The sequence below is a fragment of the Pseudoalteromonas sp. T1lg75 genome (genome assembly GCF_002964705.1).
In the GTDB taxonomy this organism is placed as follows: domain Bacteria; phylum Pseudomonadota; class Gammaproteobacteria; order Enterobacterales; family Alteromonadaceae; genus Pseudoalteromonas.
In genome coordinates, this window is sequence record NZ_PQCD01000005.1 from 1 (window position 1) to 22,441 (window position 22,441).

General features: G+C 49.6%; 24 protein-coding genes. 8 read left to right on the forward strand and 16 right to left on the reverse strand.

Annotated features, from left to right (window positions below; genetic code table 11):
• The first annotated feature begins 282 nt into the window (after positions 1-282).
• The gene (locus C2M36_RS01075) at positions 283-828 is read left to right on the forward strand and encodes a gamma carbonic anhydrase family protein (protein WP_105188780.1); all 546 of its coding nucleotides are present in this window, start codon (positions 283-285) and stop codon (positions 826-828) included.
• On the opposite strand, the gene C2M36_RS01080 is transcribed toward C2M36_RS01075, so the two are convergent.
• Both C2M36_RS01080 and aroE read right to left on the reverse strand, forming a co-directional pair.
• Positions 812-1,051: a DUF1488 family protein gene (locus C2M36_RS01080; protein WP_105188779.1), complete on the reverse strand. Its 240-nt coding sequence runs from the start codon at positions 1,049-1,051 to the stop codon at positions 812-814. The genes C2M36_RS01075 and C2M36_RS01080 overlap by 17 nt on opposite strands.
• Positions 1,051-1,872, reverse strand: coding sequence for a shikimate dehydrogenase (gene aroE / locus C2M36_RS01085; protein ID WP_105188778.1), 822 nt, complete (start codon positions 1,870-1,872; stop codon positions 1,051-1,053). The genes C2M36_RS01080 and aroE overlap by 1 nt, the downstream gene beginning before the upstream one ends.
• 26 nt (positions 1,873-1,898) lie before the next feature.
• Between aroE and C2M36_RS01090 the strand changes: the two genes are divergently transcribed.
• Entirely contained in the window at positions 1,899-2,360 is a 462-nt protein-coding gene (locus C2M36_RS01090; protein WP_105188790.1) for a group II truncated hemoglobin, read from the forward strand.
• Between the two features lie 31 nt (positions 2,361-2,391).
• On the opposite strand, the gene hemF is transcribed toward C2M36_RS01090, so the two are convergent.
• The 6 genes from hemF to C2M36_RS01120 form a co-directional block, all read right to left on the reverse strand.
• Positions 2,392-3,300 carry an oxygen-dependent coproporphyrinogen oxidase gene (gene hemF, locus C2M36_RS01095; protein ID WP_105253351.1) on the reverse strand — a complete coding sequence of 303 codons (909 nt, stop codon included), beginning with the start codon at positions 3,298-3,300 and terminating at the stop codon, positions 2,392-2,394.
• Positions 3,301-3,302: 2 nt separating this feature from the next.
• Complete coding sequence (locus C2M36_RS01100) at positions 3,303-3,866, reverse strand: Sua5/YciO/YrdC/YwlC family protein (protein ID WP_105188776.1); 564 nt, start codon at positions 3,864-3,866, stop codon at positions 3,303-3,305.
• Entirely contained in the window at positions 3,863-4,450 is a 588-nt protein-coding gene (locus C2M36_RS01105) for a DNA topoisomerase family protein (RefSeq protein ID WP_105253352.1), read from the reverse strand. Before C2M36_RS01105 ends, C2M36_RS01100 begins: the two co-directional genes overlap by 4 nt.
• A gap of 62 nt (positions 4,451-4,512) precedes the next feature.
• Positions 4,513-4,986: a DUF494 family protein gene (locus tag C2M36_RS01110; protein WP_105253353.1), complete on the reverse strand. Its 474-nt coding sequence runs from the start codon at positions 4,984-4,986 to the stop codon at positions 4,513-4,515.
• 1 nt (position 4,987) lies between these two features.
• Positions 4,988-6,109 carry a DNA-processing protein DprA gene (gene dprA, locus C2M36_RS01115; RefSeq protein WP_105253354.1) on the reverse strand — a complete coding sequence of 374 codons (1,122 nt, stop codon included), beginning with the start codon at positions 6,107-6,109 and terminating at the stop codon, positions 4,988-4,990.
• 47 nt (positions 6,110-6,156) lie between these two features.
• Positions 6,157-7,281, reverse strand: a complete 1,125-nt coding sequence (locus C2M36_RS01120; protein ID WP_105253355.1) for a LysM peptidoglycan-binding domain-containing protein — start codon at positions 7,279-7,281, stop codon at positions 6,157-6,159.
• Positions 7,282-7,411: 130 nt separating this feature from the next.
• Here C2M36_RS01120 and def point away from each other — a divergent pair, with 130 nt between their 5' ends.
• Genes def through trkA form a run of 4 tightly spaced genes read left to right on the forward strand, consistent with a single transcriptional unit; the run spans position 7,412 to position 11,553 of the window.
• Positions 7,412-7,921, forward strand: a complete 510-nt coding sequence (gene def / locus C2M36_RS01125) for a peptide deformylase (protein ID WP_105253356.1) — start codon at positions 7,412-7,414, stop codon at positions 7,919-7,921.
• 15 nt (positions 7,922-7,936) lie between these two features.
• A complete protein-coding gene (gene fmt / locus C2M36_RS01130; protein ID WP_105253357.1) occupies positions 7,937-8,893 on the forward strand; it encodes a methionyl-tRNA formyltransferase in 957 nt (318 codons plus the stop codon).
• A complete protein-coding gene (gene rsmB, locus C2M36_RS01135; RefSeq protein ID WP_105253358.1) occupies positions 8,877-10,169 on the forward strand; it encodes a 16S rRNA (cytosine(967)-C(5))-methyltransferase RsmB in 1,293 nt (430 codons plus the stop codon). Before fmt ends, rsmB begins: the two co-directional genes overlap by 17 nt.
• A 7-nt stretch (positions 10,170-10,176) precedes the next feature.
• Positions 10,177-11,553, forward strand: coding sequence for a Trk system potassium transporter TrkA (trkA, locus tag C2M36_RS01140; RefSeq protein ID WP_105201210.1), 1,377 nt, complete (start codon positions 10,177-10,179; stop codon positions 11,551-11,553).
• A 66-nt stretch (positions 11,554-11,619) separates the two neighbouring features.
• Here trkA and C2M36_RS01145 read toward each other — a convergent pair whose 3' ends face one another.
• The 8 genes from C2M36_RS01145 to C2M36_RS01185 form a co-directional block, all read right to left on the reverse strand.
• On the reverse strand, positions 11,620-11,841 hold the full coding sequence (locus C2M36_RS01145) for a calmodulin (RefSeq protein ID WP_105253359.1): 222 nt from the start codon (positions 11,839-11,841) through the stop codon (positions 11,620-11,622).
• A 29-nt stretch (positions 11,842-11,870) separates the two neighbouring features.
• Complete coding sequence (locus C2M36_RS01150; protein WP_105188767.1) at positions 11,871-12,089, reverse strand: calmodulin; 219 nt, start codon at positions 12,087-12,089, stop codon at positions 11,871-11,873.
• A 15-nt stretch (positions 12,090-12,104) separates the two neighbouring features.
• Positions 12,105-12,323, reverse strand: coding sequence for a calmodulin (locus tag C2M36_RS01155; protein WP_105253360.1), 219 nt, complete (start codon positions 12,321-12,323; stop codon positions 12,105-12,107).
• Between the two features lie 38 nt (positions 12,324-12,361).
• A complete protein-coding gene (locus C2M36_RS01160) occupies positions 12,362-12,574 on the reverse strand; it encodes a calmodulin (protein WP_105253361.1) in 213 nt (70 codons plus the stop codon).
• 715 nt (positions 12,575-13,289) lie between these two features.
• Positions 13,290-14,741, reverse strand: coding sequence for a TrkH family potassium uptake protein (locus C2M36_RS01170; RefSeq protein ID WP_105253363.1), 1,452 nt, complete (start codon positions 14,739-14,741; stop codon positions 13,290-13,292).
• Positions 14,742-14,780: 39 nt separating this feature from the next.
• Positions 14,781-15,395 (reverse strand): YigZ family protein, encoded by a 615-nt coding sequence (locus C2M36_RS01175; protein WP_105253364.1) that lies wholly within the window; start codon positions 15,393-15,395, stop codon positions 14,781-14,783.
• A gap of 56 nt (positions 15,396-15,451) precedes the next feature.
• Positions 15,452-16,774, reverse strand: a complete 1,323-nt coding sequence (gene pepQ, locus C2M36_RS01180; protein WP_105253365.1) for a Xaa-Pro dipeptidase — start codon at positions 16,772-16,774, stop codon at positions 15,452-15,454.
• A 59-nt stretch (positions 16,775-16,833) separates the two neighbouring features.
• Positions 16,834-18,717, reverse strand: coding sequence for a transglycosylase SLT domain-containing protein (locus tag C2M36_RS01185; RefSeq protein WP_105253366.1), 1,884 nt, complete (start codon positions 18,715-18,717; stop codon positions 16,834-16,836).
• A 297-nt stretch (positions 18,718-19,014) separates the two neighbouring features.
• On the opposite strand from C2M36_RS01185, the gene fadB reads away from it, so the two are divergent.
• Positions 19,015-21,177, forward strand: coding sequence for a fatty acid oxidation complex subunit alpha FadB (fadB, locus tag C2M36_RS01190; protein ID WP_105253367.1), 2,163 nt, complete (start codon positions 19,015-19,017; stop codon positions 21,175-21,177).
• A gap of 2 nt (positions 21,178-21,179) precedes the next feature.
• On the forward strand, positions 21,180-22,343 hold the full coding sequence (fadA, locus tag C2M36_RS01195) for an acetyl-CoA C-acyltransferase FadA (protein ID WP_105253368.1): 1,164 nt from the start codon (positions 21,180-21,182) through the stop codon (positions 22,341-22,343).
• Positions 22,344-22,441: the final 98 nt, after the last annotated feature.

A 22,441-nucleotide genomic window follows, 5' to 3' on the forward strand; every position in this document is an offset into this window, starting at 1 on the left:
CCTCGCTATGCGTTGCTGCCTGCCGTCTCAGTGGGGTCGCATTATAGGGAGATTCGATTTCGACGCAAGCCCTTTTTTAAAGAAAATTGCTAAAAAAAGATCGTTCGTCTAAAAAGCGGCCGATAGACATGCTTTTTCTACATTATTAACCAGATTCTTACCTCAAACCCCTTAGCAAACTAGATGGATGACGTTTTTTCGTACGACTAATGTTTATTGCGTAGCTGCTATCCCCTAGTTAGAGTTAGGGTACTAGTCATAGCTCGGTGATAGGAACCTGATATGAGCTTACAAAGTTACAAAGATAAATCCCCCCTTGTTCATAAGTCGGCATACATTCATGAGTCGGCCGTAATCGTTGGCGACGTAGAAATCGCAGAAGACGCCAGCATCTGGCCCTTGGTTGCCGCTCGAGGTGACGTCAACTATATGCGTATCGGTAAACGCTCTAATATTCAGGATGGGAGTGTACTGCATCTGACTCGCGCCAGCGCCTCGAACCCAGAAGGTTATCCGCTCATTATTGGCGAGGATGTGACCGTAGGCCATAAGGCCATGTTGCACGGATGTCGCCTTGGCAATCGTATATTGGTTGGCATGGGTGCCATTATTATGGATAACGTCATAGTGGAAGATGATGTCATTATTGGTGGTGGTGCTCTCGTGCCTCCAAACAAGACCCTTGAGTCAGGCTATTTATACGTGGGTAGCCCGGTAAAGCAGGCGCGTCCATTAAGCGATGAAGAACGCGCCTTCTTAAAGGTATCGGCAGATAACTATGTGCGTCTAAAGGAAGAATATCTAAACGACGTTAAGCCAGTGCTTTAATTTGTACTTCGCCTTCCTCACCGAAGGCTTCCTCTTCTATTTGTTGCTCGGCCAACTCTTCATAATCAAAGCGATGCTCGGCAAAATGCGCCAGTGCATCGCTGCGCTCCTTTACTTTAAGCTCAATAATACAAGGTAAAAGCAGCCCATTAACCATGGCGTAAAAGGTAATTACGCCATTTTCGTATTCTACTCTGTCAACAAATTGAATTGCTTGATTCATTATAATCGCCCCTCTTTTAGCGCTGCTATTATAGGCGCACATTCGGGCATTTGCCCACGCCAAAGTTTATACGCATGGGCCGCTTGCGCCACCAACATACCCAAACCATCCGCGGTTGCTACGTTCGGATTAACCTCAGACGCCCAGCGCATGAAAGAAGTGGCCTGCTCAGCATAAAACATATCGTAGGCAAACTGGGCCCCTTCAAGATAGCTGGGATCAATGCCAGGCAATGCATTGGTGACGCTTGAAGATGTTGAATTTATGACAATATCCCAGTTTTGCGTGTTTTTATCTGTTAAGCCCGCATAACTGACATTTTGGTATTGACCGATACGCTCTACCAACAGCCGTGCTTTTTCCTCGGTACGATTGACCACATGCAGTTGTTCAACCCCAGCTTCTAGCAAGGGCAGCGCTGCACCTTTGGCCGCACCACCGGCCCCAATTAGCAAGACATGCTTGCCTGCCAGTGAGCCGTCAAGTCGCTCCAGGTCACTCACCAAGCCAATGCCATCTGTATTATCACCCCTTAATACCCCGCCTTCTTCAAGGATTAGGGTGTTTACGGCGCCAGCAAGACGCGCTCGCTCACTAAGGGTATCAACCATGGCAAAGGCCTGCTCTTTAAATGGCAGGGTAACATTAGCCCCGCAGCCACCTTGGCGAAAAAACTCACTGACGCAGTCAACAAAGCCGTCGAGCGGTGCTAAAATGCGCTGATATTCTATTTGTTCACCTAATTGCGCCGCGAAGGCATGGTGAATGAGGGGTGATTTTGAGTGCGCTATGGGGTTACCAAACACCGCGTATGTATCCATTATCCTTTCCTTATATCGAGCGCATCATGAAGCAGTTACTAAAACGCATCTTTAGCAAAGATGCAAAAAATTCTCAGCAAAGTACGGATGACGCCCATCCTAATGTTGAGCGTACCCCCTACGAGCTAATGGGTGGCGAACAGGGTGCCCGTGCCCTCGCAAATCGATTCTACGACATAATGGCCAGCGATGCGTACGCCAAGCCCTTATATGATATGCATCCGCAGCCACTGGATCGTATTCGCCAGGTCTTCTTTGAATTTTTATCAGGTTGGTTAGGCGGCCCGGATCTGTTTGTAGAAAAATATGGTCATCCGCGCTTACGTCAACGCCATATGCCCTTCCCTGTGACCGCGGAGCTTAGAGATCAGTGGATGTACTGTATGAATAAAGCGCTGGATATGGAAGTCGATAATCCGGTGTTACGTGAGGGTTTGCGACAGTCGCTAACCCAGCTGGCGACCCATATGATCAATAGCGACAACTAAAAAACGCGGCATCGGCCGCGTTTTTCTACTCTTATAACCAGTCTTTTGGTTTGAGGTAGTGCTCATAGAGTTCAGACTCTGGTGAACCCGGCTCTGGGTTAAAGTCGTATTCCCAACGCGCCAAAGGTGGCATCGACATCAATATCGACTCGGTACGCCCACCGGTTTGTAAACCAAACAAGGTGCCTCTATCCCACACCAGGTTAAATTCCACATAACGACCACGACGGTATAGCTGGAACTGACGCTCTGCCTCGCCATAAGGCGTGTCTTTACGCTTTGCAATCAAAGGTAGGTAAGCATCCAGGTAGCCGTTACCCACTGCCTGCATAAAGGCAAAACTCTTCTCAAAGCCCCATTGGTTAAGATCATCGAAGAAAAGTCCACCAACGCCACGCGTCTCATCTCGGTGTTTCAGGTAGAAGTATTCGTCACACCAGGTTTTATACTTGGGGTACACCTCATCACCAAATGGGACGCATAAATCATGGGCAACCTGGTGCCAATGCTTTACATCTTCGAGTTGTGGATAAAAGGGGGTTAAATCAAAACCGCCACCAAACCACCAAATCGGCTCCTCACCCTCTTTTTCGGCGATAAAGAAACGCACATTGGCATGACTGGTGGGAATATGTGGATTTTTCGGGTGAATAACCAGGGATACGCCACAGGCATGAAAGCTACGACCGGCCAATTCCGGACGATGAGCGGTGGCCGAAGCAGGCATGGAAGCACCAAACACATGAGAGTAGTTCACACCGCCTTGTTCGATCACATTACCGTCACGGATCACTCGGGTACGACCGCCGCCGCCCTCTTCACGTTGCCATGCATCTTCAACAAACTTGGCACCGCCATCGGCTTCTTCTAATCCGGCACAAATTTTATCCTGCAACGCCATTAAGTAGGCTTTAACCTGGGTCAGTAACTCTGATTGCATGCTTATCCTCGAATGATTTGTCCGTTCATGGCGTCTTTGATCACACTTGGCTGGGTACCACCGCCCAAAGGCTCGTCAACGTAAAAGCCAACGCGATCACCAAAGGTGGCTTGTCCTTGGGCGATAGACGCAACCGGGTCCTGACCGCTGAGATTCGCACTCGTAGAAACGATTGGGCCACCAAACTCCTGACATAAGCGCTTAACCGTGGGGTGGGCACTCACGCGTACGGCGATAGAGTCAAACGCACCAGTGAGCCACTTCGGCGTACTTGCCGCTGCGGGCATGACCCAGGTCACAGCGCCTGGCCACTGCGAGAAAATATCCGCGCGTTTATCCATGGGAATGCGATGATCGGCCACATAAGGAAGTAATTGGCCATAGTTGTCGGCGATTAAAATCAGGCCTTTTTCAACTGGGCGTTGTTTGATTGCCAGTAAGGCCTCAACGGCCTCTTGATTCATAGGGTCACAGCCTAAACCGTATACCGCCTCGGTCGGGTAAAGGATCACTTCGCCCTGCTGTAAACTGCTCAGCGCCGTTTTCGGCTGCACTGCATCGCTCACTGTCCGCTCTCCACATCATCGGGCTGTTTGTGCCCACAATTCTTTTGCGGGCATTGTAGCATAGCTCCCTCAGCAAAGTGGCGTTTCATCATGACCGGCCAATGGCATTGCTCACACACCACCGCAACCGGCGGGTAATTCACGCTGTACTTGCACTTAGGATAGGCATCGCAGGAATAAAAGGTCTTACCATATTTGCTGCTGCGCTGAGTTAAATGGCCTTTTTTGCACTTGGGGCAAGGCGGCAAAGTACTCGCCTGCTCGTTTTGCTCGCGCTGATCGGCGATATAGTGACATTCTGGAAAGTTGGTGCAGCCGATAAACATACCAAAACGACCGTTTTTAACCGCCAGCGGTGCGCTACATTGAGGACATGGATTATCTTCAAGGACTTTTAAGGTACTGGTGTCATGCTGATGCAAAGGGCGAATAAAATGACACGCTGGATAACTGGCACAACCTAAAAAGGCGCCAGATTTGGAATGGCGCATCACCAGCTCGCTGCCGCACTCGGGACACACCTCGTACTCTTTTTCCAACGCGTGTTTATCGGCATTAAATAAAGAATGATCAATTTTCGTCATGCGCACCCCAGCCCCTTGGTTAATGTGCGCCCAATATACTCAGACTCCGATGAAGATCAAGCTTAATGAAGGGTCGGATTAGGGTCGTCAAAGATCAAATCTTCCATCTGCGCATAGGCCAGCTCCTGGCCGGGCACACTGAGCAACACCATCAACACCACCCACTTCAAGTCATCCAATGCTATTTGCGCATGATCTAATGCCATGGCCCTGTCTATTACCATTTCACGCGTGGTGCTGTTGATAACTCCCACTTGCTCTAAAAACAGTAGGAAGCCTTGGCATTGCATATCGAGCTTAATGCTTTCCTCGCCGGTATAGATGCGGCAGGCCGCAGTGGGTGCGGTGTGCAGATAGGGCAATTCATCACTGTGCTGGAGCTGGGCCAGTTGTTCGAGCCAGTCCAGAGCCTTATATATTTCCGGGCTGTTAAAACCGGCCTTCAGTAGCTCATCGGTAAGCGCGCTCTCTTCAACGAAAATTTCGCTTTCGTTATGAATATAGTTTTCAAACAAATACATTAGGATATCAAACATGTCACTCGCCCCCTACTCTGGTATAGCCGCCCGAAGTGCTAGTAATGCTGCCTTCGAGTTCTAGGTCTATTAATAGCGTTAATAACTGCGCGATTGGAATCTGCGAACTCACCGCAATAGCATCTATGCTGGTCGGCTCAAAACCAATATGGCGAAGTAAAGTGTTCTCACCCTCTTTTTGCTCTTCCCTCTTATTTATATATAGACCCTTTTGTTGATAACAACCTAATTCGGCTAACACATCTTCGGCATTTTCCACCAAGGCCGCCCCATGCTTTATCAAAGCGTGACAACCACGGGAATACGGATTATTCACCGCCCCCGGCATGGCCATCACCTCACGGTTATAATCCATCGCCAATTCGGCGGTGATCAAAGAGCCACTCTTTTGCTCCGCTTCGACCACTAGGGTAGCCAAACTCAACCCGGCAATAATGCGATTTCGCCGGGGAAAATGCTGGGCCCGTGGCGGGGTCCCAGGTAAAAACTCACTGACCAACAAACCGTGCTGGGCTATTTGCTCCCATAGCGCCTTATTTCTGCGCGGGTAACATAAATCAACTCCCGTCCCCAGTACCGCTAATGTCGCGCCACCATTGTGCAATGCTCCCTGATGGGCGCTGGCATCTATGCCCATGGCCATACCCGAAGTCACCACTATTTCGGCGTCACTCAGTTGCGCCGCAAATTCAAAAGCATGGCGTTTCCCCCCCACGCTCGCACCACGACTGCCAACAATCGCCACCTGAGGCCGGCTCAACAAGGTGCTATTACCTAGACAAAACAATAACAAAGGTGGGTCTGGCAGCTCCTTTAATAACGGCGGATATAAGGGGTTAACTAGGCTGATCACAGCTATGCCCTGACGCTGATACTCACTGAGCTGGTGTTGCAGAGGTTCAAGTTTAGTAGCGGTTAAACGGGTAGCAATATCACGGCGCAAACCAGCTTCAATAAGCGTTTCTGTATTATCGAACAGGTCGCTAATGGCAAGGTGTTGCAGCAAGGAGTAGGCGCTACGCAAGCCAAGACCTGGGGTGCGTATTAATGCCAATAAGATGGCATCGGCACGAAGTAAATCGGCCTCAGAAGAGGCCGATGGAATAAATTCACTCTGTGTCATGCTCCCTCCTTGAGCAAGACCCAAAAGCTTGTTACGGAAAGCGTCGGTTAGTCGACGCTTACAACATCTCCGACACGAATGGGTCGTAATGTTTTAGTAATGATGGCATAGCTTACGCGTTCCTGAACTTTAAGAACCATTAGCTCACCCACTTTTTCCTTGGGCATATGCCAGGTCTTATTGTCCGCATCCTCTTCCATGCCCATGCCTTCTTCCATATTCGACATAAACTTATCATAGGTGCTGGAGTCTTCTTTGTATTGAGGACCATCACGACCGTCGATTACGGTGGGTGACTGACGACGAATATCAAACATATGACCCGCTTTCACTTCGTCCACCATGCCACGGTTGAGTACCACTATATCCATCTTACTGAATTCGCGTAGCTGATTACTTGAGGCGATAATTTCACCATCAATTTCAGTCTCTGGGCGACGCATCTGGAAGGTCGCAGGCAAACTCTGACCTTGGCTAACCGGCATTAAGAAATCACCGGCGTTGATTTCGCGCTTAACGCCATCAACAAAGATGGACGCAGGCACACCAGCATTGACATCCCCACTGCGGAACGCCTTAGCGGTAGCCACCAGTTTTACCTCATAACCCAACAATTCTTCGGTTTGCGGGTCAATATAAGGTCGGTTTTTGTGGTAGATGGCATAGCTACGGTTACGTTCCAGGTCACCTTTAACGTAAAGAATATGGCCCTGAGTAGAGCGTTTCACATTCTCGTTGGCGCCCAGTACATAAGGCTGCGCATTAATCTTTTCTTCACTGAGAGCCTGGTCGTAAGTTAAAAACGGACGCAGTAGCTCCAACGACAAGGTGGGTAGCGCGTCACGCTTCATCGTCTTACGACCATGGGGCGATAGTTTCTGATAGTTATCCGGGCGTTTAACCACTAGACGCGGTCGCCCTTGGGCGTCGTACACTAGATACAGTGTATCGCCAGGGTAAATAAGGTGTGGGTTGTCAATTTGTGGGTTCATTTGCCAAAGCTCTGGCCACAGCCAAGGCTTGTCCAAATAAATAGCAGAGATATCCCAAAGTGTATCTCCCTTTTTCACCACATATTGTTCTGGTGCGTCGTCTTTGACTGCTAAAACATCTGCTAATGATGGAAAAGCAACCGCAAGAGCAAATACGGCAGCTGATAGCTGTTTAATCATTGTAATGAGCTTCCTAAAGCTTGTTTTATTATATTTATTACCCAATAACCTGTTAAAGGTGCACACGAATGGCTAAAATAAAAACATAACACAATACCTGATATTTAGCACAATTTTTAATAAGGCAATTATGGCACTTTTAGAAGTACTTAGGTTCCCAGATGAACGTTTACGCACGATTGCTGCACCGGTCGAACAAGTCGATGACGGCATTCGTAGCATTACCGAAAACATGTTAGCAACCATGTATGACGAAAATGGTATCGGTTTAGCGGCAACGCAAGTTGATATTCACCAACGCATTGTTGTTATTGATGTTTCCGAGGAACGTAATGAACCTTTGATCCTCATCAACCCAGAGATCACACACAAAGATGGTTCTACCGTCAGCGAAGAAGGATGTTTGTCTGTTCCCCATTCTTATGCCAAGGTTGATCGCGCCGAAACCGTAACCGTTAAAGCCCTCAACGCCCAGGGTGAAGAGTTTACTTTAGACGCCGATGGTTTATTGGCCATCTGTATTCAACACGAACTAGATCACCTAGTTGGTAAGTTATTTATTGATTACTTGTCGCCGTTAAAACGCCAGCGTATCCGTAAAAAGCTTGAGAAAGAAGCGCGCCTGGCTGCCAAAGCTTAATTACAAGGAATCACAGTGACACAAGCCCTTCGCATTGTATTTGCCGGTACACCGGACTTTGCTGCACGCCATTTGCAGGCCTTAATCGACTCCGAGCATGAGCTGGTTGGCGTATATAGCCAGCCGGATCGCCCCGCCGGGCGTGGTAAAAAACTCAAAGCCAGTGAGGTAAAAACCCTGGCCCTTGAGCACAACCTGCCGGTGTTTCAACCAGAAAGTCTCAAAAGTGAAGAAGCGCAGCAACAATTGGCTGCGTTAAATGCCGATATCATGGTGGTGGTCGCCTATGGCCTACTGCTGCCGAAAAGCATTCTAGAGACTCCAAAACTCGGTTGCATCAACGTCCATGGCTCGATTCTGCCGCGCTGGCGCGGCGCCGCTCCGATTCAAAGAGCAATTTGGGCCGGTGATCATGAAACCGGTGTGACCATAATGCAAATGGATGAAGGCTTAGATACCGGTGACATGCTCAGCGTGAGTCGTTGCGCCATCGATGCCAAGGAAACCTCAGCGTCCCTGTACGCCAAATTAGCAGAACTTGGCCCCGCCGCGCTTATTGAAACGCTGGCAAATATAAAAGCCATTAAGCCGCAGCAACAGGACGAGCAGTTGGCTAACTATGCGAAAAAGCTCTCCAAACAAGAAGCCCTGTTGGATTGGCAGCTGGATGCGGCACAATTAGAGCGCAATATTCGCGCCTTCAACCCCTGGCCCGTTAGTTACACGGAAATGGCTGGCAATACGGTAAAGGTATGGCAAGCCGAGGTGGTTGCCGAGCAAGGCACGCCGGGCACCATTTTACGTGCTGATAAAAGTGGCATTGTGATCGCCTGTGCGAGCGATGCACTGTGCATCACCGAGCTGCAACCCCAAGGTAAAAAGCCGATGTCGAGCCAGGATTTCCTAAACGGCCGTGCCGACTGGGTCACCGTTGGCAGCTCATTAATCACTGCGGATGACCAGGGTGAGTAATGTTCGCGCCCAGGCGGCGCACACCCTTTACCAGGTGGTCGACAAAGGCATTTCTCTGTCTGTGGCCCTGCCCAGGTACAGCCGCGATCTAAGCCCGCAAGACAAGGCACTAATGCAACAGATTTGCTTTGGTGTTTTACGTTATTTGCCGAGCCTGGAATTTTATTGCCAACAGTTACTCGAAAAGCCATTGAAAGGAAAAAGCCGGGTTTATCAATTTCTGCTCTACGTCGGCTTGTATCAATTGCAATATATGCGCGTGCCCGAGCATGCCGCCGTGGCCGAAACGGTCAATGCCCTCAAATCGATGCGTGCGGTGGGCCTCAAAGGCCTGGTTAACGCCGTGCTACGCACCTTTCAACGCCAACAACAAGGCCTGGAAGAGCAAGCGGAACAAATCGATGCCTGCAAATACAATCACCCCGGCTGGTTGATTAAAAAGCTACAACGTGATTACCCAGAGCAATGGCAGGATATTATCGAGGAAAATCAGCAACAGGCCCCCATGTGGCTGCGAGCGAATAATCGCATTAATAGCCGCGATGCCTATGCCGATAAACTGTTTGATCAAAACATTGGCTTTAGCATAGATGAAGCATTCCAAGATGCTATCCGCCTCGATAAGGCCATGGATGTGTTTGCCCTGCCCGAATTCGAGCGCGGCGCCTGTTCGGTACAGGATGCGGCGGCCCAACAAGCGGCAAGGCTTCTGGACCCACAAGATGGTGAATTGATCTTGGACGCCTGTGCGGCGCCCGGTGGCAAAACCTGTCATATTCTCGAGCTTGCCGATGCCCGCGTCGTCGCTTTGGATGCCGATGCTCAGCGCCTTGAGCGCGTTAATGAAAACCTAGAGCGAATCGGTTTAAACGCCGAATTGATCTGCGCCCAGGCGGAGCAAACAGAGCAATGGTATCAAGGTGAGCAGTTCGACCGTATTCTCCTTGATGTGCCCTGCTCGGCCACCGGGGTGATCCGCCGTCATCCGGATATCAAGTGGCTGCGTCGCGGCAGCGATATCGATGAACTGGCGCAACTGCAAGCCAGCATACTGGACGCCATTTGGCCGCTGCTCAAACCGGGCGGTACTCTGGTTTACGCCACCTGCTCGGTATTAAGCGAAGAAAACCAATCGCAAATACGAGCATTTTTAGCCAAACATGGTGACGCCAAGCATATAGCGTTGCATGATAAGGATACCGAGCAGCAGCCGGGTTGGCAGTTGTTGCCGGGAGAAACCGATGGTTTTTACTACGCAAAAATAATAAAGCAGTGACATAGTCATGAAAATTATCATCTTAGGTGCAGGCCAGGTTGGCGGCACATTAGCGGAAAACTTAGTGGGTGAGCAAAACGAGATCACCGTGGTCGATATCGACGGTGACCGTTTGCGCGAGCTGCAAGACAAATATGACTTGCAAGGCGTTAATGGCCACAGTGCTCACCCCGATGTGCTGCGCAAGGCTGGCGCCGAAGATGCGGATATGATCATCGCCGTGACGAGCTCCGACGAAGTGAACATGGTGGCCTGTCAGGTTGCCTACAGTATCTTTAACACCCCGACTAAAATTGCGCGGATCCGCTCGGAACAATACTTACGTTATCGCCAGCAGTTATTCCACAATGATGACCTGCCCGTTGATCACTACATTGCACCCGAGGCTCTGGTCACCAAGTATATTCGCCGCTTAATCGACTACCCTGGCGCCCTGCAGGTGTTGCAGTTTGCCGACGGTAAGCTGTCCTTGGTAGCAGTTAAGGCCTACTACGGCGGTATGCTGGTTGGTTATGCACTCTCGGCATTAAAAGAACATATTCCCAATGTGGAAACCCGGGTTGCCGCCATTTACCGTCAAGGTAAGGCCATCAAGCCGCTGGGAACCACGGTTATCGAAGCCGATGATGAAGTCTTCTTTATCGCCGCAACCAAGCATATTCGCGCGGTAATGAGCGAGCTGCAAAAGCTGGAACGTTCATATAAAAAGATCATGATTGCCGGCGGCGGTAACATAGGCGCAGGTTTGGCTCGCTCATTGGAAAAAAATCACAGCGTCAAGCTGCTGGAGCGCAATCCTATGCGGGCCGAGCAACTCTCGGAAATGCTTGATGATACCGTGGTTTTCTGTGGTGACGCCTCGGATCAGGAGCTGCTGTCGGAAGAGCATATCGAGCAGGTAGATGTCTTTATCGCCGTGACCAACGATGATGAAGCGAATATCATGTCGGCCATGCTGGCCAAGCGCATGGGTGCGCAAAAAACCATGGTGCTAATTCAGCGTGGTGCCTATGTGGATCTGGTTCAAGGTGGTGAAATCGATATTGCCATTTCGCCGCAACAAGCGACCATATCGGCCCTGTTAACCCATGTTCGCCGCGGTGATATAGTGAACGTTTACTCACTGCGCAAGGGTGCTGCTGAAGCCATTGAAGCTGTGGCCCATGGCGATGAAAACACTTCTAAGGTGGTGGGTCGTGCCATTAGTGAAATCAAACTCCCTTCGGGCACTACCATTGGCGCCATAGTGCGTAATGATGATGTGCTTATCGCCCATGACGACACCGTGATTCAAAGCGGCGACCATGTGATCATGTTCTTGATCGACAAAAAGCATATTCATGTAGTCGAGAAGCTCTTCCAAGTCAGCGCCATGTTCTTATAAGCAAAAAAAAGCAGCTTTAGTTGGAAACTAAATGCTGCTTTTTGCTTCTCTAATGGATTTAGGTGTTTACTCAATATTGGCAAACTCTTCTGGCGATAGCTCGCCGTTACCATCGATATCAAGCTCATCGAACTTAGCCATTACCTCGGCATCGGCGCTCGCTTCTTCCTTGCTGATGCCGCCATTACCATCAACATCAAGCGATTCAAACGTCGCACCAGTGCCTGCAAAGGCGGTTGAAGATGATGCCAAAATTGCCATAGCTAGTAGTGTATTGGTCGTTTTCATAACTTGCTCCAAATATTCAAAAAGTAAACTTACTGAACTGCCGCGAACTCTTGCTCGCTCAGCTGGCCGTCTTTGTTACTGTCCAAGTCCTTGAACTGTTGCATCAATTCAGGATATTGAGCCGCTTCTTCCATGCTGATAGCGCCATCGCTATCTACGTCCACGTTGTTAAATTCCAAGTCCATCGCGAATGCCGACGATGCACTGACTAAGCCGATTAAGGCGATTGCTTTAGAGGTCTTATTCATTGTTAACTCCCTGTGTTATTTCGCGTTAGCGAACTCTTCTTGAGACAGCTCGCCATCTACATTAGTGTCTAAGTCTTTGAACTGGCTGATTAGCTCTGGGTGCTTTGAGGCTTCTTCCATGCTAATGGCGCCATTGCCATCGGTGTCTATCGTGGCGAAGTCAGCTGCTAAGGCAAAGGCCGCAGAAGAACCGACAAGGGCGCATAGCGCTAAAATATGCTTAGATTTATTCATCATTAACTCCTACTGATAACTGCAATAACTGCTGAAAATTACTGTGCTTTATCGAACTCGGCTTGTGAAAGCTCGCCGTTACCGTCGCTATCTAATTGTGCAAATTGCTCGGCTAGTGCAGCATCAGCGGCAGCTTCTTGCACGGAGATAGCACCGTTGCCATCAACATCAAGAGTTGAGAAATCGGCAGCGAATGCTGCGCTTGATGCGGCTAGCGTGATCAGAGCGATAGTTGCTGTCATTGGTTTCATATTGCTTTCCTTCCTACTTGTTTTGGTGTGAACCTTGACGAATTCATATTCGCCGTCACATTTTCGATTCTCTAGGACTATTACAAATCCGATGCCAAAAATTAAAAATCAAATAAATTCAATAAGTTAATTTTTTATTTGCCAAAACACTCTGGTTTTCACCGCTTTTTCTGTTGCCATTTCGCGACAAGCTCGACGCTCTTGGAAATAAAATCCATGTTTTTCATGGAGTTAGTTATTTTTAATGGGGATTTCATTCAGAAACCACACAAATGGTCGACACGCTTTTATGATTTTTATCTGAATAGAAGTGCCAAGTGGCAGATTTTGATAAGAGAGAAAAATAATTTAATAGTTATAAATCATATAGTTATTTTTTTTATGCACTTTTTTTAAAATTAATTTCATAGCCAGAACACGGTCATAGATAAATTGTTGCCTTTTAGCAACACACAGGGCCTTGTTCAGGTTGGCGCGGGTGAATTAATAAGAGTGACCTGAGTGACGCTTGAAGTTGGTAATAGTGATAACAATTCTTCCTGAAGCTTGGGCCCGGATCGGGCATCCACGCCCTCGCGTTCGGCGCTCCAAGAGTGGCGTTATATGCAATAGGTGAGTTCGGTGTAAGTAAGTCATCCTGACGCTGCGGTCCGGCTCGACATCCGTGTCTCGCGTTCGAATTTACAAGAGTGACCTGAGTCACTCTTGTGAATTCTCACCCACGCCAGAAGGTTGGGGTGAATAGTACTAACAGGGTGAAGATCTCTAAACGACCAAAGACCATGGCCAGGGTTAGAATCCACTTGGCGTTATCGCTGATATCACCGTAATGGGCCGCCACCTCACCCAAGCCCGGACCCAGGTTATTTAAGCAAGCTGCGGTCGCCGAAAAGGCGGTGATATTGTCTAAGCCCGTGCCCATTAGGCTGATCATGATGATCACGAAGACCAGGGCATAGGCGGAAAAGAAGCCCCAAACCGCCTCAACGACCTTATCGGGAAGCGCCTTACGACCCAGCTTAATGGAATAGATGGCTCTTGGGTGGACCAGGCGGTTGAGTTCACGAATGCCCTGCAAGTACAACAAGAACACCCGTACCACCTTCATACCGCCACCGGTAGAACCGGCACAGCCACCAATAAAACTGGAGAAGATGAGCAAAATGGGTAGGAACAAGGGCCAGGCTGAGAAGTTATCCGTGGCAAAGCCCGCCGTGGTACTGATAGACACGGCCTGGAACATGGCCTGATCTAAGGTTTCATCCCCATTGGCATAGATATTATTAGACGACAACACCGCAAAACAAACGATGATCAGCGCCACCTGGATTAAGAAGAACACCTTAAATTCAGGGTCACGCAAATACACTTTAGGACTGCGACTGGCCACCACTGCGTAGTGCAGGGAAAAATTCACCGCCGCGATTAATAAGAAAAACACACAAATCAGGTTGATCACCGGGCTATCAAAGTAGCCCATGGACGCATCATAGGTGGAGAAACCGCCAATGGCTATGGTCGAGAAGGCATGGCAAATGGCATCGAACCAACTCATCCCCGCCACCCAATAGGCCAAGGTACAGGCCAGGGTAAGGGATACATAGATATACCAGAGGTGCTTGGCGGTATCGGCGATACGCGGTGTCATTTTCGAGTCTTTCACCGGCCCTGGCGTTTCGGCGCGGTACAGCTGCATGCCACCAACGCCAAGCATGGGCAGCACGGCCACCGCGAGTACGATGATCCCCATGCCACCGAGCCACTGCAACTGCTGGCGATAGAAGAGCACCGACTTGGGCAGATATTCGATGCCGGTCAACACGGTCGCCCCCGTGGTCGTTAAGCCGGAGAAGGCCTCAAACACGGCGTCGGCAAGCGACAGTTTTGGTGCATCAAGGAAGATCAGGGGCAAGGATGCGAACGACCCCAGTACCAGCCAAAACAGTACCACGATCAAAAAGCCTTCGCGGGCTTTGAGGTCGCCATGCTCATGGCGGTTAGGATAATAGGCAAATAAGCCGGCAATAACGCTGAAGATAAACGCAAGAATAAAAGGCAGACCACCACCATCTTTATAGATAAGTGATACCAGCGCAGGAGGAACCATGGTGATACTAAACAGGGCTACTAGCTGACCGAGTATCTTTATTATCGTGCGGTATTGCATTTAGCGCATCGCCGTGACTTTTCTTTGCATGTTATTGTCTTACTGTTTTATTTTTAACTCAACAGTACCATGGCTTAAATCAAAAATATCTTTTATTGCGTCCTCTGCCTGGCGCGCATCGATACGGATCTGCCAGGAAATGTGGCTGCCGTATTCCTTGTCCATAGCCAGCACCTGGTATTGTGAGTTAAGGCATTGTTCTATCTGCCCTTGTAGAGCATAGTCACTGTCGCCGGTTAGCACCACACTGGGCACCTTAATCTGTGTCTGTAATTGCGCCAAGGCGTTATTCAAAGTGCCACCATAGGCGCGCACCAAACCACCCGTTCCCAGCTTAATGCCGCCGAAATAACGGGTGGTAACGGCACAGATCTCACCCAAACCACTGCCCTGCAGTACATTCAGCATGGGCTTGCCGGCGGTGCCATTGGGCTCGCCATCATCACTGAAACCATAGACATGGCTACCACCGGGCGCCCCGGCTACATAGGCCCAGCAGTTGTGACGGGCATCCGGGTACTGCTCATTGATGGTAGCAATAAAGGCCTTGGCGCTGGCCACGTCCGGAGTATGGGCAAGATGAACGATAAAGGTGCTTTTTTTAATTTCTTCTTCGTAGCTCAGGGATTGAGCTGGATAAGCGTATTCTGACATAGGGTTTAGCTGCCTAAGGCGGTGGCACCATTGCCACCACCTTCACAGGAGGATGGTTAGTCGAGGTTTAATTCGCGGGTCATGTTTTCCAGACCATGCTCATGGACAATGATATTGTCCTCGATACGAATACCGCCAAACGGCTTAAACTCGGCTATCTTGTCCCAGTTCACATGCTGTCTATTGTCCGTTGCCGCTAAATCTTCAAGCAGAGAGTCAATAAAGTACAGGCCCGGCTCGATGGTGAACACCTGGTTCGCCTCAATCATACGGGTGCAACGTAGGAACGGATGCCCTTCTGGCGGTGCCTGATGGGTGCCACTTTCATCGGCCATAAAGCCACCCACATCATGTACCTGCAAACCAATATGGTGACCCAGACCATGAGGGAAGAAGGTCGAGGTGATACCCTTTTCGATAATTTGCGCCGCCGGCAGATTGACGATATTAAAATCGCTTAGCACCTGAGCCACACGCTGATGGCAATCAAGATGCAACTCACCGTAGAGTTTACCCGGTGTTAGCGAGTTACATAGCTCTATCTGATGTTGATTCATCACCGCCAATAGCTCGGCAAACTGACCCTGACGCGCAAAGTCGTAGGTACGGGTAATATCGGCGGCGTAGCCATTAAAATTGGCACCGGCATCGATCAAAAACGAGCGGTGTTGCGCCGGGATATCCCGTTCAAAATGGGTATAGTGCAAAATAGCGCAATTCTCATTTAGGGCCACGATATTGCCATAAGGCGTGTCGTTTTCGCTGTGCTTAGTCGCCAACAAATAGGCATGTTGGATCTCAAATTCCGACTTACCTTGATAAAACGCATCACGCGCCGCCTGATGACCGGCCACCGCCAGCTTGTTCGCTTCGCGTAAACAGGCTAGCTCATATTGAGTTTTGTAGGCGCGATGGTAATGCAGGTAATTCATTACCGGCTCTGGGTTCATCAACTCAAAACCAAGGGCTTGAGCCACTTCTACACACTCACCAATGTAGGCATAGCGCGCCTTGTCATAAGGCAATAGCTTTTCTACCTGCTCCGGCTTAACCAGCAGCTCGATATCAAAATAGTCGGCCCAGTATTCGTTTGGTTCATCCGGCACCTTGTGCCAAAAATCAACTGGACGATAGAAGATAAGTTTAGGTTTATCGCTGCCATTGGCCACAATCCAACAATGAGGATTGTCGATCACCGGCAACCAGGCCTTAAATTGCGGGTTAACCTTAAACGGATAATACATATCATCTAAGAACTGGCGCTTTGCCTGACCAGAATGAATTACCACACCATCAAGGTTTTCACGCTCAACAATTTCGCGTGTGCGTTTTTGCAAGGTTGCAATATGTTCAGCGTATAACACCGCCAATGTATTCATGTATCACCCACTTTGCTAATTATGTTTATGCCAGTCTATCATAGCCGCCACCGTTGCGGCTAACCGCCAATATTCATATCCAAAATTGTCGCCAGCACATTTTCGTTCTTACCCTGCTTGGCCAAATAAACCTGACGATAGGCAAAGACGTTTTTCACGTAATCACGGGTTTCACGATAAGGGATCAGCTCAATCCACAACTCCGCCGGCATGGCTTCGTCTGGGATCCACTTATTGACGCGATGATAACCGGCGTTATACGAGGCCGTGGCTAATATTTGATTGCCACGGGTCTTACCTTCCAAATACTTCAAATACTTGGTACCTAAATTAATATTGGTGCTGGGTTCATACAGGCGCTTGCTGGCTACCGAGCTGCGATTAATGTATTGGGCGGTACTCGGTAGCAGTTGCATCAGGCCCCTGGCGTTGGCTCGAGAGCGCGCATCGGCGGCAAAAGAGCTTTCCCTGCGGGCAATGGCGATACTCCAATCCAGGTCGACTTTATGACGGTTACTATAACGTTCGAAGAGGTTGGTGTAAGCATCGGGAAAACGCAGGTCGACATAATCCCAGGCCTTGAGTCGTGCTAGGGTAATAATGGCTCGGTCGTGCCAGCCCTGCTCCGAGGCCAGCACCGCAGCGGCCAGTTTCTCGGCATTGCTGGAGGTATCGATAAGGTAATTCCATTCTCTTCTGGCACTGGTAACCCTATCCAACTCATATAAAACCTTTGCCCGTTTATAGCCCGGCGCCTGCTCTACCTTAGCCTTTAAACCCGGTGGCAGGGTCAACTCTTGGTTATTGAGGTTAACCGGCAAATCTAATCGCGCCGCCGCCAAAAAGCCGTAATAGTCCCGTTCTGTTGCCAGCTTTTGCCATAACTCGTTGGCTTGCTCATTTTTGCCCTGGCGTGAATAACTGTAGGCCAGCCAATATTGATGTCCGGCACTGAGCTCTTTTTTCGGGGTAAAGAAGGCGATAATGGCTGGCCAGTCCTGCTCCCTAAGCATGTTGGCCAAATGCCATTGCACCAATTTATTATCCTGTTTGGTATCGGGCACCTTATTGAGCCAGAACTTGGCTTCATCATGCTGTTTTACCGCCAGGGCATAGGCCAAAGCATAATGCACCTTATCCTGCTGCTGCGCGCTAAAGGTAAACATGGTCGATAATTTTTGCCAGGCACGAATGGCCAAATCCGGGTCTTGCCACACCAGGCGTTTAACCCCGTACACCGCAATTTCTGCTTCCTTGGGCGATTTGTTCTTATAGCGATACAAACCGGCTGCCGCACTGGGGTCTTTTTTGACCTTAGTATATAAGTCCGCTAGATACCTTTCTTTGGCTGGCAATTGCGTTTTTAAATAGCCTACCAACTTATACTGCCCCGCCCGAGCCGCCAAACCCAATCGTTGCCACACTATTTCCGGCGTCTGTCCGCCAGCCTTACGCCAGTAAGAAAACACCCCATCGCATTCTTTAGGTTGTGATTTATTGACCAGCCACAGCTTTTCTATTTGCTCCAACAGGGCATCTTTTGGCGCCCCGAGCTGCCATTGAAAATCAAGATACTGGCAGGTGAGCTCGACGTCCTTGGTAATGCTGTAATTTTCTACAAACTTGGCCTTATGCCCATGCTTAGCCAGGTAGTTTAACCAGGCACTGCGCACCGGCCATTCCAACGGCGTATGCTGATAAACCTGTAAAAAGTGCTCTATTTCGGTTTGATATTTAATGTGTGGATGGTGCTTATAAAAGGCCATTTCCACATAAGGCTTAAGCGGATGCTTAAGCTGCTCGTTAACGCGCTTAAATTCACTGTAATTGCCACCACGGGCAATTTTTTCGGCTTTGAGAAAATCATCGTGACTGCCGGCAAATGAGACACTGCAAACTTGCATTAAGGAGGCGGCCAGCAGGGTGTGAAGAAGTCGTTTCATGATAATCCTAACTGTATTTCGTGAAACAAAAGCAGCGAAGAAGCCTACACTAGGCAAAAAAGGCGCGCTGCCCTCATTGAGTCAAAGACTCTCATTAACTGTACTACATAAATGCCAGACTTTTGACCTATGCCAACCGCATTCTGGCGTGTTTTGGTCGCATCTATTTTTTGAGCTAACTTTAACCGTATGTAAATTTTAAGCTTAAATTTTCATTGCATTTTGCGATTAAAGGCGCGACACTGATTTAAATTTAACTCATCGTACCAGTTTCATGTGAAACAAAGGGAGATACCCATGATATTTCAGAGCGATTCCTTTGTAGTTTCTTTTATAAAGGACCAAATTGCTGAGTTTAAGTTCACTGTACCCGGTTCAGTAAACAAGCTATCTCAGCAAACCCTGAGTGATTGCCATCAGGCAATTAAAGAATTAGCCCAACGCGACGACATCAAAGGTATGGTGTTTACCAGTGACAAAGATCACTTTATCGTTGGCGCCGACATTTTCGAATTCCTACCCACTTTCCAGCGCCCAGAAGAAGAACTGGTTGGCTGGATTAAGAATGCCACCGACGTATTCGATGCCTTAGAAGATTTACCTTTTCCAACCCTGTGCGCCGTCAATGGCATGGCTCTCGGTGGTGGTTGCGAGTGGATCCTGGCAACCGATTTCCGTGTTGCCAGCGAAACCGCCAAAATCGGCTTGCCTGAAACGAAACTGGGTATCATGCCGGGCTTTGGGGGTACTGTACGTTTACCTCGCTTAATCGGCGCTGATAACGCCATGACCTGGATCACCACGGGACAGGAAAACCGCGCTAACGATGCCCTAAAAGTGGGTGCCGTCGACGCCGTGGTGGCCGCTGACAAATTACTGGATTCCAGTATCAGCATGCTAGAACAAGCCATTGCCGGTAAGCTGGATTGGCAGCAACGCCGAGCGCAAAAGCAAGCGCCACTAAAGATGAACAAGGTAGAGCAAGGCATGAGCTTTGCGATGGCCGAAGGCCTGGTGATGGGCAAAACAAAGGGTCATTACCCAGCCCCTGTGATGGCGGTTAGAACCATCAAGGCAGCAGCGAATATGAGTCGCGATGAAGCCATGGCATTGGAAAACGCCAACTTCGCTAAATTAGCTAAAACCCAAGAAGCGGCGGCGCTCACCGGTATCTTCCTCGCCGACCAATATATTAAAGGCAAGGCCAAGAAGCTGGCCAAAGGCAGCGACACCCAAATTAATCAAGCCGCCGTACTAGGTGCCGGCATTATGGGTGGTGGTATCGCCTATCAATCGGCCTACAAAGGCACCCCCATTATCATGAAGGACATCAACCAAGGTGCCTTGGATCTTGGTATGGGAGAAGCCGCTAAGCTACTTGGTAAGAAGGTAAAACGCGGCCATATGAGCATGGACAAGATGGTTGGCGTACTAGGTAAAATCAAGCCGACCTTGAATGATGCCGATGTGCAAGCCGCCGATATCGTCGTCGAAGCAGTTGTTGAAAACTCGAATGTGAAAAAAGCGGTCTTAAGTGACCTCGAAAAGTCCATGCCCGAAGGCACGGTACTGACTTCTAATACCTCAACCATTCGCATCGACGAACTGGCGACAGCGCTTGATAAACCAGAAAAATTCTGTGGTATGCACTTCTTCAATCCGGTACCTCGCATGCCGCTGGTAGAGATTATTCGCGGTGAAAAGACCTCTCAAGAAACCGTTAACGCCGTTGTCGACTACGCCCTTAAGCTGGGTAAATCGCCTATCGTCGTCAATGACTGCCCGGGCTTCTTTGTAAACCGCGTGCTATTCCCCTACTTCGCCGGTTTCAGCAAGATGGTCAGCGAAGGCGTCAGTTTCGTTAAAATTGATAAGGTGATGGAAAACATCTTTGGCTGGCCTATGGGCCCCGCTTACCTGCTTGATGTTGTTGGTATCGATACCGCCTTCCACTGTACCGGCGTGATGGCCGATGGCTTCCCTGAGCGTATGGCGCGTCAGGAAAAAGACCCGGTTACCATTATGGCCAATGCCGAACGCTTTGGTCAGAAAAATGGTAAAGGCTTCTACAGCTATGCCCCGGATCGCCGTGGCCGCTTGAAGAAGAGCCAGGATGCGCAAGCTCTAGAGCTTATTGCGCCGCTGTTCGATGGCGAGAAAGAGCTGGATAAGCAAGAAATCATCGACCGCTGTATGATTCCGATGATCAACGAAGTACTGCTTTGTCTACAGGAAAACATTGTTGCGTCACCACAAGAAGCCGACATGGCGCTGGTGTACGGCATCGGTTTCCCTCCGTTTAGAGGCGGTGTATTCCGTTACCTAGACCAAATTGGCCTAGCCAACTTTGTGGCGGCAGCCGATAAGTACGCGCACCTAGGTGCTATTTACCAGGTTTCAGACGAAACCCGTCAATGGGCTGAACAAGGCCGTGTGTTTTATCAAGTGGAGGGACAATAATCATGAATAAGGTTGTTATTGTAGATTGTATTCGTACGCCCATGGGCCGTTCTAAAAACGGTGTATTCCGTCATAAACGAGCCGAAGATCTCAGTGCACACTTGATGAAGGGCTTACTGGAGCGCAACCCGGCGGTTGACCCGGCTTCGATTGACGATATTTATTGGGGCTGTGTGCAGCAAACGCTAGAGCAAGGCTTTAACGTGGGCCGTAATGCCGCCCTGCTTGCCGGTATTCCTCACACCGTGCCAGCCGTGACGGTAAACCGCTTGTGTGGTTCATCCATGCAGGCGCTCCATGACGCAGCCCGCGCCATTATGACCGGCGCCGGTGACACCTACCTAATCGGTGGTGTAGAACACATGGGTCACGTGCCTATGACGCACGGCAACGACTTCCACCCTGGCCTGGCAACATCCGTTGCTCAAGCGGCTGGAGTGATGGGTCTAACCGCCGAATACCTGGCTACCCTACACGGCATCAGTCGTCAGCAGCAGGACGAATTCGGTGCTCGCTCTCACCAGCGCGCGCACGCGGCAACGGTTGAGGGTCGCTTCAAATCAGAAATCCTGCCAATGGAAGGTCACGATGAAAACGGTGCTCTGACCTTGGTTGAGGACGATGAAGTTATCCGCCCGGAAACCACGGTGGAAGGCTTGTCTCAGCTTCGTCCTGTATTTAACCCAGCATCAGGTAGCGTGACCGCGGGGACCTCTTCGGCCCTGTCTGACGGTGCCTCGGCCATGTTGGTCATGAGTGAAGACAAGGCCAAAGAGCTGGGCTTGCCGATCCGTGCCTATGTGAAGTCGATGGCGGTGGCGGGCTGCGATCCTTCCATCATGGGTTATGGCCCTGTACCAGCCAGTAAGAAGGCATTGCAAATGGCCGGTCTGACTATCGATGACATCGATGTGGCCGAACTGAATGAAGCCTTTGCCGCTCAGTCTTTACCTGTACTGAAAGATCTTGGCTTGCTGGATAAGGTAGACAAAAAAGTTAACCTCAACGGCGGTGCTATTGCCTTGGGTCACCCACTGGGTTGCTCCGGCTCACGTATCAGTACGACGCTAATCAATATCATGGAAGACAAGGATGCCAAATACGGTTTAGCTACCATGTGTATAGGCCTTGGCCAGGGTATTGCCACGGTCTTCGAACGTCCGTAACCACAAACTTGGTGACAAAAAGGCGGGTTCAGCTTTATGCTCCCGCCTTTTTTCTTGCCGCGACTTTGGGTAAAATGGGCGTTTTATACACGAGCACT